At 73.8% G+C, this 15,126-nt stretch carries 16 protein-coding genes; 5 read left to right on the top strand and 11 right to left on the bottom strand.

The genetic code is table 11. The annotated features are described in order from the left end of the window. Positions 1–123 precede the first annotated feature (123 nt). Positions 124–486: an SHOCT domain-containing protein gene (locus tag ACLWS4_RS10140; protein WP_416873848.1), complete on the top strand. Its 363-nt coding sequence runs from the start codon at positions 124–126 to the stop codon at positions 484–486. A gap of 120 nt (positions 487–606) precedes the next feature. Here the strand turns inward: ACLWS4_RS10140 and ACLWS4_RS10145 are convergent, their stop codons facing one another. Then, positions 607–1,017 carry an organic hydroperoxide resistance protein gene (locus ACLWS4_RS10145; RefSeq protein WP_049658109.1) on the bottom strand — a complete coding sequence of 137 codons (411 nt, stop codon included), beginning with the start codon at positions 1,015–1,017 and terminating at the stop codon, positions 607–609. Positions 1,018–1,291: 274 nt separating this feature from the next. Between ACLWS4_RS10145 and ACLWS4_RS10150 the strand changes: the two genes are divergently transcribed. The 3 genes from ACLWS4_RS10150 (at position 1,292) to ACLWS4_RS10160 (ending at position 3,499) form a co-directional block, all read left to right on the top strand. After that, positions 1,292–1,765: a MarR family winged helix-turn-helix transcriptional regulator gene (locus ACLWS4_RS10150; RefSeq protein WP_416873849.1), complete on the top strand. Its 474-nt coding sequence runs from the start codon at positions 1,292–1,294 to the stop codon at positions 1,763–1,765. Between the two features lie 325 nt (positions 1,766–2,090). Beyond that, a complete protein-coding gene (locus ACLWS4_RS10155; RefSeq protein ID WP_049658113.1) occupies positions 2,091–2,663 on the top strand; it encodes an RNA polymerase sigma factor in 573 nt (190 codons plus the stop codon). Beyond that, positions 2,660–3,499 (top strand): hypothetical protein, encoded by an 840-nt coding sequence (locus ACLWS4_RS10160; RefSeq protein WP_416873850.1) that lies wholly within the window; start codon positions 2,660–2,662, stop codon positions 3,497–3,499. Before ACLWS4_RS10155 ends, ACLWS4_RS10160 begins: the two co-directional genes overlap by 4 nt. 71 nt (positions 3,500–3,570) lie before the next feature. Here the strand turns inward: ACLWS4_RS10160 and ACLWS4_RS10165 are convergent, their stop codons facing one another. From ACLWS4_RS10165 to ACLWS4_RS10175, 3 genes are all read right to left on the bottom strand, one after another. Further along, entirely contained in the window at positions 3,571–4,239 is a 669-nt protein-coding gene (locus tag ACLWS4_RS10165) for a GAP family protein (protein ID WP_416873851.1), read from the bottom strand. A gap of 227 nt (positions 4,240–4,466) precedes the next feature. Continuing rightward, positions 4,467–5,879, bottom strand: coding sequence for an argininosuccinate synthase (argG, locus tag ACLWS4_RS10170; protein ID WP_375873803.1), 1,413 nt, complete (start codon positions 5,877–5,879; stop codon positions 4,467–4,469). A gap of 212 nt (positions 5,880–6,091) precedes the next feature. Continuing rightward, positions 6,092–6,751 (bottom strand): rhomboid-like protein, encoded by a 660-nt coding sequence (locus ACLWS4_RS10175; protein ID WP_416873852.1) that lies wholly within the window; start codon positions 6,749–6,751, stop codon positions 6,092–6,094. Positions 6,752–6,999: 248 nt separating this feature from the next. Between ACLWS4_RS10175 and ACLWS4_RS10180 the strand changes: the two genes are divergently transcribed. Continuing rightward, positions 7,000–7,746 (top strand): rhomboid-like protein, encoded by a 747-nt coding sequence (locus ACLWS4_RS10180; RefSeq protein ID WP_380781097.1) that lies wholly within the window; start codon positions 7,000–7,002, stop codon positions 7,744–7,746. Between the two features lie 44 nt (positions 7,747–7,790). On the opposite strand, the gene ACLWS4_RS10185 is transcribed toward ACLWS4_RS10180, so the two are convergent. The 7 genes from ACLWS4_RS10185 to ACLWS4_RS10215 form a co-directional block, all read right to left on the bottom strand. Beyond that, the gene (locus ACLWS4_RS10185) at positions 7,791–8,678 is read right to left on the bottom strand and encodes a YhjD/YihY/BrkB family envelope integrity protein (protein WP_079272594.1); all 888 of its coding nucleotides are present in this window, start codon (positions 8,676–8,678) and stop codon (positions 7,791–7,793) included. 273 nt (positions 8,679–8,951) lie between these two features. Further along, positions 8,952–9,332, bottom strand: coding sequence for a VOC family protein (locus ACLWS4_RS10190; protein WP_049652838.1), 381 nt, complete (start codon positions 9,330–9,332; stop codon positions 8,952–8,954). Positions 9,333–9,433: 101 nt separating this feature from the next. Next, positions 9,434–10,591 carry a methyltransferase gene (locus ACLWS4_RS10195; RefSeq protein WP_416873853.1) on the bottom strand — a complete coding sequence of 386 codons (1,158 nt, stop codon included), beginning with the start codon at positions 10,589–10,591 and terminating at the stop codon, positions 9,434–9,436. Positions 10,592–10,875: 284 nt separating this feature from the next. Further along, positions 10,876–11,778 carry an STM4011 family radical SAM protein gene (locus ACLWS4_RS10200; RefSeq protein WP_416873854.1) on the bottom strand — a complete coding sequence of 301 codons (903 nt, stop codon included), beginning with the start codon at positions 11,776–11,778 and terminating at the stop codon, positions 10,876–10,878. Between the two features lie 11 nt (positions 11,779–11,789). After that, a complete protein-coding gene (locus ACLWS4_RS10205) occupies positions 11,790–13,124 on the bottom strand; it encodes an STM4012 family radical SAM protein (RefSeq protein ID WP_416873855.1) in 1,335 nt (444 codons plus the stop codon). Continuing rightward, complete coding sequence (locus tag ACLWS4_RS10210; protein WP_380737292.1) at positions 13,121–13,963, bottom strand: STM4013/SEN3800 family hydrolase; 843 nt, start codon at positions 13,961–13,963, stop codon at positions 13,121–13,123. Before ACLWS4_RS10210 ends, ACLWS4_RS10205 begins: the two co-directional genes overlap by 4 nt. A 29-nt stretch (positions 13,964–13,992) precedes the next feature. After that, positions 13,993–15,117: an STM4014 family protein gene (locus tag ACLWS4_RS10215; protein ID WP_416873856.1), complete on the bottom strand. Its 1,125-nt coding sequence runs from the start codon at positions 15,115–15,117 to the stop codon at positions 13,993–13,995. Positions 15,118–15,126: the final 9 nt, after the last annotated feature.

Genomic DNA, 15,126 nt, shown 5'->3' on the forward strand with positions numbered 1-15,126 from the left:
GAACGGTTGCCGGAACGTTTTCTCAGCCCGCCCTCACACCGCTTTCACCACTGGCGGGAGCACGATGGTGGTAGGCGCTGCTCACCTCGGCGGGCCCCGACGGGGCCGGAGGAGGAGGTCCTGATGAGGTACTGGCACGGGCACGGCCACTACGTGGGTGGCTGGGGCATGGGGCTGATGGCGTTCGGGACGCTGATGTTCCTGGTGATCGTCGTCCTGCTCACCGTGGCCCTGTTCCGCTACGTAGCGCGCTCGCGGCAGCCGATCCCGCCCGGGCGGGCGGCACCCGGCGCCGGAGGAGCCGGGGTGGGCGGTCCGCACGGCTGGGGCCCGCTGGGGCAAGGGGGCCAAGGGGGTCAGGGAGGTCAGGGGGTGTCCCCGGAGCAGTTGCTCGCGGAGCGGTTCGCGCGGGGTGAGATCGACGCGGAGGAGTACCGGCACCGACTGGACACGCTGCGTTCGGCGAACGGGCCGGGAGGCGACTGAGCCCGAGGGTGACGGACCGGGACCGCCGCAGTTCGCGTGCGGCGGGCCCGGTCCGTCGGTGGGGCGGTCGGAGGGCGCTCGGGGTGCTCTTCCTCCCGGGGCGCTCCTTCTCGGGGGTGCTTACTCGACGACCAGCTCGACCGGGATGTTGCCCCGGGTGGCACGGGAGTACGGGCACACCTGGTGCGCCTGCTTGACCAGCAGCTCGCCGGTCTCGCCCGCGAGGGACTCGGGCAGCTCGACGCGCAGCACGACGGCGAGGGCGAAGCCGGCCTCGTCCTTGCCGATGGACACCTCGGCGGTCACCGAGACCTCGCTGGTGTCCACCCGGGCCTGGCGGCCGACCAGGCCGAGGGCGCTGGCGAAGCAGGCGGCGTAGCCGGCGGCGAAGAGCTGCTCCGGGTTGGTGCCCTGGCCGCTGCCACCGAGCGCGGGCGGCATGGCCAGCGCGAGGTCCAGCTGTCCGTCGGAGCTGACGGCGCGGCCCTCCCGGCCGTTGGCGGTGGCGGCTGCGGTGTAGAGCGCGTCCATGGTGGCTTCCCCTTCGGGTCCTGGGTGTTCCTGCGGTCGGTTGTCCGGTCGGTTGCCGGCCCGGTGTGCTGGGCAGCGGCCGCTCGGTCGTTGCTGCGGTGGTGCGGTGGTGCGGTGGTGCGGTGGTGCGGTGGTGCGGTGGTGCGGTGGTGCGGTGGTGCGGTGGTGCGTTGCTGCGTTGCTGCGTTGCTGCGTTGCTGCGTTGCGATAAGTAAAGCACGCAATTCAATTGCGCACAACTAAATGGCGCGGTGGTGATCGGTACCATGGGTTCATGACGACTCACCCCGGCATGGCGGACGAGGAGCTGCTCCGCCTCGACCAGCAGATCTGCTTCTCGCTCAACGCGGCCTCCCGCGCCTTCGGCGGCGTGTACCGGGTGCTGCTGCGGGACCTCGGGCTGACCTATCCGCAGTACCTGGTCATGCTGGTGCTGTGGGAGGAGGGCGAGCTGCCCGTCAAGCGGATCGGCGAGCGGCTGCGGCTGGACTCCGGGACGCTCTCCCCACTGCTCAAGCGCCTGGAGGCGGCCGGGCTGGTGCGCCGCGAGCGGAGCCCGGAGGACGAGCGGTCGGTCGCCGTCCGCCTGACCCCCGAGGGGTCGGCGCTGCGCGAGCGGGCCGGGCAGGTTCCGCGTCGGCTGCTCGCGGCGACCGGGCTGCCGGTCGAGGACCTGGTCGCACTGCGCGGGCTGCTGGAGCGGGTGACCGCCACGCTGGATGCGGCGGAGGTGGAGCCGGCGCCGTAGCGGGTTTGGCTCTTAAGGGGTGGGGGGCCGCTTTGCGGGGTGGGGTCCGCAGTGGTGCGGGGATGGTGCGGATGGTGCCGTGGGGCTTGTCAAGCGGCACCCTCGCGCACTGTGATCTGGGTCACGTTGCGAGTCTTCCGGCTGGGTGCGCACGGGCGAAGCGGCAGGTCAGCCGCACTGTTCAAAAGTGAACGGAAACGTTCGGCAATTGTCTGCCCGATCCGGTCAACATCCCGGACCTCCCGGACGGTTACACCACGAGCCCCAAGGGGCCGTCGGCGTGCCACCAGGCGGGCCGGCCAGCCGACCACGAAAGGGGGGTCGCGTGAGCACTCCCGGGCCGGGCGAGGAGCGGGGTCTGCGAGCCGACCCGCTCGGCGACCTGCCGAACGACTTCGAGGCCTTCTTCACCCGCGAGAACTCCGGCTACCTCCGCTACGCCCAGCAGCGCCTGCGGCACCGCGAGGACGCCCAGGACGCCGTCCAGAACGCGGGCACGACGCTCTACAAGAACTGGCGCCGGGCCCTGGCCAGCCCCGATCCGCAGGCCTTCGCCTTCAAGATCGTCAAGGACGCGGTGGTGGACGTCATGCGCGAGCGCCGTCGCACCGAACGCAAGCGGCTGCGGGTGATCGCCCAGCGCCGCCCCGACACCAGCCAGGACGAGCTGAACGAACTCGCCGAGCTGGACGCCCTGGACTGGGCGATGGAGGAACTCGCGCGGGCCGCACCCGTCCAGGCCGACGTGGTCCGGCTGCGCCAGGCGGGGCTGTCGTACCACGACATCGGACGGTCCCTCGGCATCGCGCACACCACCGCCCGCACCTACTACAGCCTCGGGCGGCGTCACCTGGAGTACCTCCTGGAGCACCAGGACGACGGCGGGGCGCAGACATGAGGGTCGTGGACCTGCTGCGCGCGCACGCCGTCGAGCTGGAGCGGGAGTTCGACGACCACGATCCGGTGGACTTCACCCGCCGACTGGCCGAGCGGCTCGCCGCCGCCCGGCGGACCGCCCCGGCGGTGCGCGAGCGCCCCGCCCGGCCGCCCGCCGGGGCCCGGCCACCGCACGCTCCGCTCTCGGGGCCGAGCCCGGGAGCGGCACCGGGGGCGGGTTCAGGGCTCGGCGCGGGAGCGGGGGCCGGAGCCGGTCCCGGCCTGCGGTCGGGCTCCGGTTCGGGGGCGGGATCCGGCCCAGGCTCGGGGTCCGGTCCGGGGTCGGCCCCGGGGCAGCCCCGGTGGGCCGGGGGACGGGCGGAGCTGCGGCGCGACCTGCGGCACCTGTGCGCGGGGGTGGCGGGCGCGGTCGAGCCGGGGGAGCTGGCCCTGGACCTCGAACTCGCCGAGAAGACCGCCTTCCGGACCCTCGGCTGCCTGCTGTACGGCATGGGACGTGCGGCGGACGGCGTCTTCTGGTGGCGGATAGCCGCCCAGTACGGGGACCAGCTGGCCGTGCACTGCCTGGCCGTGCACTACACCGCCGAGGGCGAACGGTGCGACGCGGCCCGCTGGGCCGCCCAGGCCCAGGACCTCAGCGCCCCAGGCCGGCTGCCGGAGCTGGCGCCCGACGTCCGGCCGGGCGGGGCGGCGGAGCTGGCGCGGGTGCTGGCGGAGCGCTATGACGGCGAGATCCTGCTGACGGTACGGGAGGCGGTGGCGGCGCGGCCGACGGCCGACCCCGGGCGGTTGGGGGTCCGGGCCGTGCGGGGGCGGGGGGTGGTGCGGATCCGGTGACGGGGACGGGGTGGGTAGGGATGCGGGCCGGCCCGAGGGGTGGGCCGGTCGGGGTCGGGTAGGCGGGGGGCTCACGTGAGCCCCGAGACGGCGTCGCCCAGGTACTCGGCGCCGAGCAGCAGCGGGACGGTGATCATGATCGCCGCGCTGTGCGTGGCCGTCCAGGCGCGCCACTCGCCGAGGGTGCGTCGTGCCTGGGCGCTTCCCCGGAGGTGCGCCGCGAGCGGCAGCAGGGTGCCCAGCGAACCGAGCAGCACCATCAGGGCGGTGGCCACCGCCTTCTCCCCGCCGCCGGTCGGCGCGGCGGCGATGGAGGCGGCGCCGCCGACGGCCGGGACCAGGGTCTTCGGGTGGGCGATGACCAGGACCACGGCGAGACCGGCGGACCGGGCGGCGGTCAACCGGTCGATCGAGAGCAGCCAGGCCGGTGGCGCGGTCACCCGGCCGGGTCGCGGTCGTTCGCGCCACTGCCGGGCGGCCAGCAGGACGAGTACGGTGCCGAGGGCGAGCTTCAGCCAGGACGACCAGGTCGGTGTGGTGCGGGCGGGGTTCAACGCGGTGCCCGCGGTTACGACGGCGGCCGATACCGCGGCGAGGCCGAGCAGCCAGCCGGCCGTGAAGGCGACCCCGTTGGCCCGGCCGCGCGGTGAGGCGAGGGCCAGCAGGACGGCGATCAGCGGCAGCGGGCTGAGCGCGACCGCCACTGCGGAGGCCAGCATCGGGCCGATCGCTTCACCCATCCCCGGACCTGCCTTCCCGTCGCCGGGCGCCGTCCGCCATTCAGCTCCCGACGGGCGGGTGGCGCACGGCCAGTGCCGCCGTTCGGGTGAGGGCGGGGCGGAGCGCGGACGGGGAGCGGTGGCGGGTGCCGGGGCCGGGAGGCGGGGGCGGAGCGGAGGCGCCGGGAGAGCGGCCGAGGGCCGCCGCACCGCTGGGGTGCGACGGCCCTCCGCGGGCGTGAGGTGCGTCAGTCGGTGCCGGACTCGAGCGCCGCGTGGTCGAGCGCGTTCGGGTCCTCCTCGTCACCGTTGCCGGCGGCGATGGGAGCCGCGCCGCCCGGGGCGAGCTCGCCGATCAGGCCGCTCCACGGTGCCAGCTGGCCGTGCACCGCGTACTGCTCCAGCTTGCTGCGCGAGTCGGCGATGTCGAGGTTGCGCATGGTCAGCTGGCCGATGCGGTCGTCGGGGACGAACGCGGCGTCGACGCTGCGCTCCATCGACAGCTTCTCGGGGTGGTAGCTGAAGTTGGGGCCCTGGGTGTCGATGACCGAGTAGTCCTGGCCGCGCCGCAGCCGCAGGGTGACGCTGCCGGTGACCGGGTGGCCGATCCACCGCTGGATGCTGTCCCGGAGCATCAGCGACTGCGGGTCGAACCAGCGGCCCTCGTACAGCAGCCGGCCGAGCCGCCGTCCCTGGGTGTGGTACGTGGCGATGGTGTCCTCGTTGTGGATGGCGTTGAGCAGCCGCTCGTAGGCGATGTGCAGCAGCGCCATGCCGGGGGCCTCGTAGATGCCGCGGCTCTTGGCCTCGATGATGCGGTTCTCGATCTGGTCCGACATGCCCAGACCGTGCCGGCCACCGATGGTGTTGGCCTCGTGGACCAGGTCGACGGCGCTGGCGAACTCCTGGCCGTTGATCCGGACCGGGCGGCCGAACTCGAACTCGATGGTGACGTCCTCGGTCTGGATCTCGACCGCCGGGTCCCAGAAGGCCACGCCCATGATCGGGCTGACGATCTCCAGGGAGGCGTCCAGGTACTCCAGCCGCTTGGCCTCGTGGGTGGCGCCCCAGATGTTGGCGTCGGTGGAGTAGGCCTTCTCGGCGGAGTCCCGGTACGGCAGGTCCCGCTCGGCGAGCCACTCGGACATCTCCTTGCGGCCGCCGAGCTGGTCGACGAACGCCTGGTCCAGCCACGGCTTGTAGATCCGCAGGTTGGGGTTGGCGAGCAGGCCGTAGCGGTAGAACCGCTCGATGTCGTTGCCCTTGTAGGTGGAGCCGTCGCCCCAGATGGAGACGCCGTCCTCCTGCATGGCGCGCACCAGCAGCGTGCCGGTCACGGCGCGGCCGAGCGGGGTGGTGTTGAAGTACGTCTGCCCGGCGGAGCGGATGTGGAAGGCACCGCAGGCGAGGGCGGCCAGGCCCTCCTCGACCAGCGCGGCCCGGCAGTCCACCAGCCGGGCCTGCTCGGCGCCGTACGCGCGGCCCCGGGCCGGGACGTCGGCGAGGTTCGGCTCGTCGTACTGGCCGATGTCGGCCGTGTAGGCGTAGGGGAAGGCACCGTGTTCGCGCATCCACGCTACGGCGACGGAGGTGTCCAACCCACCGGAGAATGCGATGCCGATCCGTTCACCGACCGGCAGCTTGCTCAAGACCTTCGACATGGATGCACCCTTGACCCGCGTGAGCGGGCCCCTGATCTAGCGATGTGTGACGGAATTCGGCGTAATCGATCCGATGCCCGAACTCTGGCATAGATTTGCAGAGTAATGCAAGAGCATACGGAGCCCCGGGTGGCGACGAAGGTTCTCCCGGCTGCTGCGAGTCGACCGGCCCGTTGGTCAACTTGCTTGACTGGACGGGTGGTTGGGGTGGATCAGGAGGCCGTGGCGGGCGCTCGGGTGCGCATCCAGACGGTGCGGGAGGCGAGGGCGCCCAGCCCGAGGGCGACGAGGTGGCCGGCGTCGGCCAGCTGCTGGTCCAGCGCCCAGGCGCCGGCGAGGGCCAGGGCGAGCGCCGGCAGGCCGTAACGGCGCAGCGGGCGCGGGCCGAGCGCGAGGAGGCAGGCGCCGGTGGCGACCAGGCCGTAGCTGATGCCCACGTCCCGGGCGCGGGAGAGTGCGCCCGGGATGCGGGCGGTCAGCATCACCCACATGGCGCCCTCGGTGAGCAGCGTGGCGCCCAGGTGCCCGAAGACGAAGACCGCACCGGCCCGGGCCGGACCCCAGCGCCACTCGGCCAGGCCCAGGACGGCGGCGACCGCCGCGATGCCCGCCCAGGCCGGAACCCCGTCGACCACCAGGCCGCTGGTGAAGAGGGTCCACCACTTGCCCACTTCCATGTGATGGACGTTGCTGCTGTTGTGCCGGACGAACCGGGCCCGCTCGGCATGGCCCTGGCTCGCCAACCAGGAGGCCGTCACCGTCAGCAGCAGGACGTACGCCGTGGTGAGGCGCAGGCGGACGGCGGCTCTCAGCGCCGGGTGCCGGGGAGCAGCGGTGCTGGTCGGTGTCCTCGTCGCGAGGCGATCGCTCATCGTGCCTGGTGCCCTTGCTCGGCGGTTCCCGGTACCGGCCCCGCCCGGTGCGTGGAGGGAAGGCCGCGACCGGGACGGTCCGAGCGCCAGCGTACGCGAGCGCCGTGGAGGCCGTCGGGGCCGGCGGCGGGGCGTGTGAGGTGGGCGGATTCCCGCGGGCTGCACAGGGACGGCGGGTGGCGGGTGGCGGGTGGCGGCCGGGTCTGGCGGGGGCGAGGGTAAGGGGGAGGAGTGTCGAGGAGGCGCCGATGGCCGGCAGCACAGCCAGGGGCGCCAAGGCGCACCGGCGGCCCTGGTGGGCGCGTGCCGTCCACGCGGTGTGGGCCTATGTCCGGCGCGCGCCGGGTACCTACACCTGGCTGGCGGTCCTGCTCGTCACCACGCAGGTGATCCGGCACGTCGATCCGGCGACCGCGGACCGCATCCTGGAGCGGCGTTCGACCAACCTCCACCACCTCCAGGTGTCGCCGGTGCGTGTCCTGGTCACCAGCGCCCTGTGGATCGCGGGCGGCGGCTGGCCGTTCTACTTCCTGCTGTACAACCTCTTCCATGTGCCCGCCGAACGATGGCTCGGCACGTTGCGCTGGATCTCGGTGGCGGCGCTCGCGCACGTCGGCGCCACCTATCTCAGCGAGGGCGTGCTCGGCTGGGCGATCCACCGGGGGCTGGCCTCGCCGAGGGCCCTCTACACCCTGGACTACGGCGTCAGTTACGCGCTGGCCGGCGTGGTCGCGGTCCTCACCTACCTGATCGTGCGTCCCTGGCGGTACCTGTACGCGGTGGGAGTGCTGGTGGTCTACGGACTGGGCGTGCAGCAGAGCCGGGACTACACGAGCATCGGCCACTTCAGCGCGGCGCTGATCGGGTTCGCCTGCTACCCGCTGACCCGGGACCGCCCGGGCTCCTTCGACCCGGTCGCCTCGGTCCGTGCGGTCTGTCGGCGGGTGCGCGGGCGGTCGGGTCGTCCGACGCCGCCGGCGCGTTCGTCGGTGTGACGGGTATGACGGGTATGGCGGGTGACCGGTGCCGGGGCGGCTGGTCAGGTTCCGCGCCGTTCGGGGCCGGTCGGCCCCAGGTAGGCGCTGAGCGGCCTCTCCTGGGCCAGCACCGCGCCAGCCGTGATGGCGAAGGTGACGGCGATGCAGAAGGCGATCAGCCAGGACAGCACCATCAGCACCAGGCCCAGCGAGCCGTACTGGGCCAGTGAGCGGTTCAGTGCGATCGGCATGTAGATCCGGGCGGTCAGCGACATCGCGGTGGACGCGATGGCGGTGAGCAGCGCTCCCGGCACCAGGGACAGCCAACGGATCCGTGCGCTCAACAGCAGGCGGGCAGTCCACCACCAGACCAGGAAGGAGGCCGTGAAGGTCAGTGGCAGGCCCAACCAGAGCCCGGCGCCGAAGCCGTTCCGCAGCACGCCCTGGAACAGCAGCACGACCACCCAGCAGGCGATCCACAGCAGCCACCGCCAGGCCGCGACCCGGGTGCCGGACTTCGGCAGCTGCCAGGCGTGTTCGCAGACCCGGGCGACCGCCCGACTGCAGCTCGTGCCGGACAGCAGTGCCATCAGTAGGCCGATGATCCCCGTGGTCTGCCGCAGGTCTCCGGGGCTGTACAGCGCCTGGCGCAGTTGCTCGGCGGAGGCGCCGGAGATGCCGAACAGCGAGCGCAGTGAGGAGTTCATCTGGTTCCGCACGCCCTCGGGGGCGAAGGCGGCCACGGCGAACAGGAGGGGGATGGAGGTCAGGAACAGCTGGGAGGCCATCCGGGTGGCGGAGTCCAGTAGGCCGGGGGAGAACAGGCGGGCGGTCAGCTCGGTGATCACCGGGAAGCGCCGCTCGGCCTCACTCCGTGCCCGCACGACCCGCATGCGGGCCAGGAGCAGCTGTTCCTTCCGGCGGCCGCGGGTGCCCCTCGGCAATCTCATCCCTCGGTCCTCCCGCATCCGGGCGGCGGTCCGCACCAGTCAAGGCGAGGCGGTGGCGGGTCGCCACCGGAGCGAGCCGTCCGGAGCGGCCGCGACCCGGGGCGGCCGCTCCATCGGCGTGGCCGTTCTTCGTGTTCGGGCGGGTCCAGCCTGGGATGGCCATCCGACACCTGCCGCTGCTGCCCGGCCTGTTCCGTACGAGCGGGCCGGGCAGCAGCGCCGTGTCCGACGGGTGCGGTGCAGCGCTTGACGGGTGGGCCGGGTGCGGAACGGCTACTGGCCGACCCGCTGGGACACGCAGACGATGTTGCCTTCGCTGTCCTTGAACCAGGCCGCGCGCATGCCCTCGCCCTCGGCGACCCCGTTGACGGTCTGCAGACCGGGGAAGTCGTACTCCTCGAAGGTGATGCCGCGGTCGCGGAGGCCGGCCATCTCGCCGTCGAGGTCGGCGACCTTGAAACTGGCGAGGGTGTGGGCGGCCTGTCCGCCGCTGGGAGTGCGGTAGACGGTGAACTGGGTGCCGCCACAGTCGCAGACGAACTCCTCCTCACCTTCCTCGGCGAGCTTGAGGCCGAGGGTGTCGGTGTAGAAGGCCTTGGCGCGGGCGAGATCGGTGGCGGGGATGACTGCTTGCAGCGGAGCGTCTCCAAGCATGGTGTTTCGCCTCCTCTCTGTCACCAGGCTAGGGACGTGCGGGCCGGGTCGCCCGGTGGGCGCAGGGCTGCTTCGGGCTGTGTGCGGCAGGTCGCCGGGAGTCATGCGGGGGCCAGCCTCCAGAGCGAGGTGACCTCCGCGGCGCGGGCGGTGTGGAGGAGGGGGTCGGCCCGGTCGGGGGTGGTGGCCCTCGGGTGGCGGGGGACGGTGTCGAGGCGCCCGGTGACGCGCAGCCCGGCTCCGGAGACGGCACCGAGCAGATCGGCGCGGGAGCGCAGGCCGAGGTGCTCGGCGAGATCGGAGAGGACGAGCCAGCCCTCGCCGCCGGTCAGCAGACGGTCGGCCAGGCCGTCGAGGAAGCCGCGGAGCATGCGGCTGCCCGGGTCGTAGAGGCCCTCGTCGAGCGCGGAGCTCGGCCGGCCGGGCAGCCACGGGGGATTGCACACGACCAGGGCGGCCCGGCCGCGGCCGGGAGGGTAGAGGCCGGTGCCGGCGGTCTCGACGCGGTCGGCGAGACCGAGCCGGTGGGCGTTGTCGCGGGCGCAGGCGAGGGCGCGCGGATTGGCGTCGGTGACCAGGACCTCGTGCAGGCCGCGCCGGGCGAGGAGCACGGCGAGCACACCCGTGCCGGTGCCGAGGTCGTAGGCGGTGGGGTGGTCATGGGCGGCCGGCGGCAGCGGCGCCCGGGCGACGAGGTCGACGTACTCGCCGCGGACGGGTGAGAAGACCCCGTAGTGCGGGTGGATGCGGGCGCCGAGGGCCGGGACCTCGACGCCCCTGGCGCGCCACTGGTGGGCGCCGATCACACCCAGGAGCTCGCGCAGGGACACGATTCTGTTGTCAAGGAGCGGTCCGTAGGCCGCCCGGCAGGCCTCGCGGACGTCGGGCGCCCGGTGGAGCCGGACGCGGTGATCCGCGCCGAGCGGTACCAGCAGCATGCCCAGGACGCGCGCGAGGCGGGCGCGCTCCCGGCGGTGCTGCCGGAAGGCCTCGGCCGGGGAGCCGGGGGCGGATCGGGGCCGGCGCCGCTCGGCGCGGCGGCGCATGGCGTGCAGGAGGCGGAGCGCGCCGGGGTAGTCGCCCTGCCAGAGCAGGGCGGTGCCCTCGCAGGCCGACCGGTAGGCGGCCTCGGCGCGCAGGGTGTCGTCGGCGGCGATCAGGCGGCGCGGCGGGGGCGTGCCGTTCTCGCTGTGCCAGGGTGCGGGCAGGGCGGAGGTGGTGGGCAGGGTGACGATGCTTGGCCGGTGGGTGTCGGACACTAGGGGTTCCTCGTGGTCGAACGTGCAAGGGGACACGAAGAGCACTTCGACGAGGAGGCGAGCAGCAGGCGCGTCGGGCCGTGGCGCCGCCGGGAGGGCGGGCGCGGGCGTCAGGCCGGGTGCGGCTCGCGCGTCGAAGCGCGAGCCGGGGTGTCACCGAGCACGAGGCCCGGCACGACGGCGAGCCGTATGCCACTGATCATCTGCGGGCCTCCCTTCCGAACCAGCTGGTCCTGCGCGGTTGTTCGTACGCTTTCACACAGAGTGGCCGACTGGCAACCGATTTATGACCGGCCCCCGGACCAGCCGTGCGGCACGCGCTCCAGCACACCCGCGCCGAACAGCTCGTACAGCGGCAGCGTCTCCAGGTGGACGTAGCCGATGTGGCAGTCGCAGACCGGCAACGGGCAGGCTCGCGGCAGCAGTTGCGCGCGGTAGCTGCCGTCGTAGAGGTTGCCGAGGACGTCCCGGACGAAGTGGCAGCGGCACACGGTGCCGTCGCCGTCCACCGACAGCACGGACTCCCCGGTGCGGCACGGCAGCCCGGCGCTGGGGTGGGCGTGCCGGCTGTAGCCGAAGTGCGGGTCGACGGCGGCCCATTGGGCGGCCTCGGCGTCGGTGTAGCCGAGGCCCTCGGCGGCGTTGACCCACAGGTAGACGCCTTCGGGGAGCTCGGCGCGCAGCCGGCGGGCCTCGGCGAGGTGTTCGGGTTGGCCGACGACGCCGACGCTGTAGCGCACGCCGAGTGCGTCCAACTCCTGGCACTTGGCGAGGAAGCGCTCGCGGGTGACCTGGCCGGGATGGAAGGTGACCCAGAGGGCGAGGGTGTCGAGGTCCGCCTCGGCGAGCCAGTCCGTGCGGCAGCTGAGGTTGGTCTGGATCGCGACCCGGCGGACGTGCGGCAGGCGGCTCAGCTCGACCAGCGCGCGGCGGTACCAGGACCGGACCAGCCCCTCGCCCCAGGGGGTGAACAGCAGCGACAGGGTGTCGCCGGTGCCCGCGCGCCCGGCGGCCCAGCCGGTGAAGCGCTCCAACGCGGCCCGGTCGGACCGCAGTTGCTCCGGGCTGTCGCGCCGCTTGGCGAACGGGCAGTACGGGCAGTCGTAGTCGCAGGAGGCGAGCGGGCCGCGGTAGAGCAGGGTGAGGCTCCGCGCCCCATCCTCCGGCAGCGGTGAGGCGGAGGGCATGCCGAGGAAGGTCATTTCGCCTCGTACGCCGCCATCAGGGCCCGGACCTCGGGCGAGAACAGCATCGGCCCGGCGGCGTCCGAGTGCGCCAGCCCCTCCGGGCTGAGCCGCAGGAACTCCGCGTCGCCGTCGTCGAGCCATCCGCGCTCCGTAAACTCGGCCAGCTCCGCCGGGAAGTCCTCGGCCGGTGAACCGCCGAACCGGGCGCGGTAGTCCGCCAAGGGCAGGCCCTCGGCCTGGAGCAGCGACTGCACCAGGTGCCGCCGGCGCGGCTCCGCGCCGCCCATCCGGTGGCCCACCTCGGCACGGTGGAAGTCCTCGGTGGCGACGTAGTCGTCGATGATGCCGCGCACCTCGGTGGCGTTCACCGCGTAGTCGAAGGAGTAGTGCAGCTGGGAGGTGTAGGAGCGGGCGCCGCAGCCCAGGCCGACCATGCCGTCGGTCTGGCAGGCGTACTCGCCCGCGCCGGCCTGCGGGGAGGCGGCGCGGCGGAACATCCGCATCGACACCTGCTGGTAGCCGTGGGCGAGCAGGTGGTCGCGGCCGGCCCGGTAGAGCGCGAGCCGGCGCGCGTCCCAGGCGGCCCGGCTCTCCTGCTCGCCGCGCCGGGCCAGGCCGGTCAGCGGGCGGACGTACAGCGGGTAGAGGTACAGCTCCTCGGGCTGCCAGGCGAGTGCGGTGTCCAACGAGCGGAGCCAGCTCGCCTCGGTCTGGCCGTCGATGCCGTAGATGAGGTCGATGTTGAGCACCGGGAACCCGGCCGCGCGGATCCGGCCGAGGGCGGCCTCCACCTCGGCCCGCTTCTGCGGGCGGACGGCGGAGCGCGCCTCGGCGTCGTCGAAGGACTGCACGCCCAGGCTCAGCCGGGTGGTGCCCCGGGCGGCCAGCACCTCCAGCCGGTCGGCGGTCGCGGTGGCGGGCGAGGCCTCCACCGAGAGGGGTATCGCCCGCAGGTCGGCGCCCATCCGCCGCTCGGCGATGTCGCACAGCCGCTCCAGCTCACCGGCCGTCAGATAGGTGGGCGTGCCGCCGCCGAACGCGGCCAGCGCGAACCGGGCGCCCTCGTCCAGCGCCGCGCGCACCGCCGTGGCCTGGCGTTCCAGGGCGTCCAGGTAGGCCGTGGTCAGGCCCTCGGGGCTGCCGATCCGGGTGAACAGGTTGCAGAAGCCGCAGCGGACCTCGCAGAACGGGATGTGGAGGTAGAGCGAGAGCGCGTGCTGCGCCTCGCCGGCCCACAGCTCGCGCAGCGGCGGGCGCTCGGGCAGCGGGCGGTAGGCCGTCTTGTGCGGGTACGCGTAGACGTACGACTGGTACGGCGAGTCCGGGCGCGGGGGTGCGGTGGTCATGCGCGCTCCTCGGAGGTCGTGGCGGTGCCCGCCGCTCGGGCGGGGAGGGTGAAGTGCGCGTACGGGACCGACCAGACCACCTCGTGGCCGATCCGGTGGCCGGTGTAGCCGTCCTCGCCGTAGGCGGTGCCGTGGTCGGAGCAGACGATCGCGAAGCAGGGGCGGCGGGCACTCATCGCGGCGAACAGCCGGCCGATGTGCGCGTCCACGTACTCCAGGGCCGCGGCGTGGGTGGCCCGGGAGTCCCCGTGCTCGCGGGTGGCTCCGGGCAGGTGGAACCAGTTCGGCTGGTGCAGCGCCGAGACGTTCAGGAAGAGGAACAGCGGCTGGTCGGCGGACTGTTCGGCGGCGACCCGCTCGGCCCGGGCGACCTGCTCCTCGAAGGACGTCGGCGAGGCCACGCCCAACTCGGGCGCCCAGTGGCTCTCCTGGAAGAGGCCCGGCAGCACCGAGCCCAGCGGGCCCTGCTTGTTGAAGAACCCGACACCGCCGATGCACACCGTGCGGTACCCGGCCGCGGCCAGGGCCGTCGGCAGGTCGGGGGCGTCGAAGACCCAGGTGCGCGGGGCGGTGCTCTCGGAACCGGCGAAGCGGGCCGCGAACAGGCGCGGGTGCGGGCCGTCCGGGGAGGCGGGCGTCGGCAGGAAGCCGGCCAGGATCGCTTGGTGGGAGGCGTAGGTGAAGCTGCCGGGCGCGTGCCGGTGCTCCCAGCGGCCGCCGGGGAGGACGGCGGCGAGGTTCGGGATGCGGCCGGCGGCGGCCAGCTCCTCGGCGACGTCGAGGCGGAGCGTGTCGAGGGTGACGAGCAGCAGGTCGTGGCTGCCCACGACGGCGTTCATGTCGGGGGACGGGAGGGTGGTCGGGTGGTTCATCGAGCGGGTTCCGTGATCTGGTGGTCCGTCGCCGCGGGCGACGACGGGGAGGGGGCGGTCAGCGCGGCCAGTTGGGCGCCGTAGGTGTCGAGGCCCTCGGCGGGGCCGCCGGGCAGGCCGGTGAGGTTGGGGAGCAGGTCGCCGAAGGCGTTCACCTCGCCGACCAGGGCGCGCCGCCAGCCGGTCGTGGGCAGCACGTCGACGCCGACCATCGGTGATCCGGGGAAGCAGGCCGCCGCGCGCTCGGCCGTCTCCAGCAGGGCCGGCCAGGCAGGCCCGGCGGCCTCCCGGGCCTGGTCGAGGCTGCCGCGGGCGCCGCCGAGGTGCAGGTTGGTCATCGGCTGGCCGCTGGTGCGCACCACGGCGTGGGTGGCGCGGCCGGAGACCACCACGACCCGCAGGTCCGCCGCGCGCCCGGACTGCGAGGCCTTCGGGATCCACTGCTCGACGTGCAGCCCGTCCGGTGCCAGGGCGTCGACGATCGCGGCGACCTCCCGCTCGCCGCGGTAGCGGCGCACCCGCAGCGAGTTGTGGAGCCGGCCGTCGGCCAGCTCCACCGAGGTGGTGGCCTGCAGCTGCCCGCGCGGTCCGAACTCCAGGGCCATCACCCCGGAGGCGGAGGAGCCGTGCGCCGGCTTGACGAAGACCCGGTGCAGGCCGGCCTCGGCGAGGCGCCCGCGAAGGTGCTCCCAGCCGGTGACCTCGCCGCCGAGTGCCCTGGGCACCGGCACCCCGGCCCCGGCGAGCAGCGCGTGGGTACGGCGCTTGTCGAACATCACGGCGATCTCCTCCGGATCGCCGAGCAGCCGTACGCCGGGCCGGGCGGCCAGCCCGCGCAGCGCGGCCATGACCCCCGCGTACCAGACGGCCGTGCCCTCGACCCTGGTCGGGGCGTAGCCGGAGCCGAGTGCCGGGCCGCGCAGCAGCCGGTCGACCTCCGGCTCCTCGCCGGGCGACTCGATGCGCAGCAGACCGCCCTCGGGCAGCCGGTACCGGCCGCGCAGCACGTCCAGCCAGGGCAGGACGGCGGGCTCGGGCAGCCCGGCGGCCCGGGCGGCGGCCGCGAACAGCGTCACCCGCCGGTGCCCCGGGTTGCCCAGGACGGTCAGTCGCACGGTCATCGCCTCCGC

Origin of the sequence: Kitasatospora sp. SC0581 (assembly GCF_048159585.1) — a bacterium.
In the GTDB taxonomy this organism is placed as follows: Bacteria; Actinomycetota; Actinomycetes; order Streptomycetales; family Streptomycetaceae; genus Kitasatospora.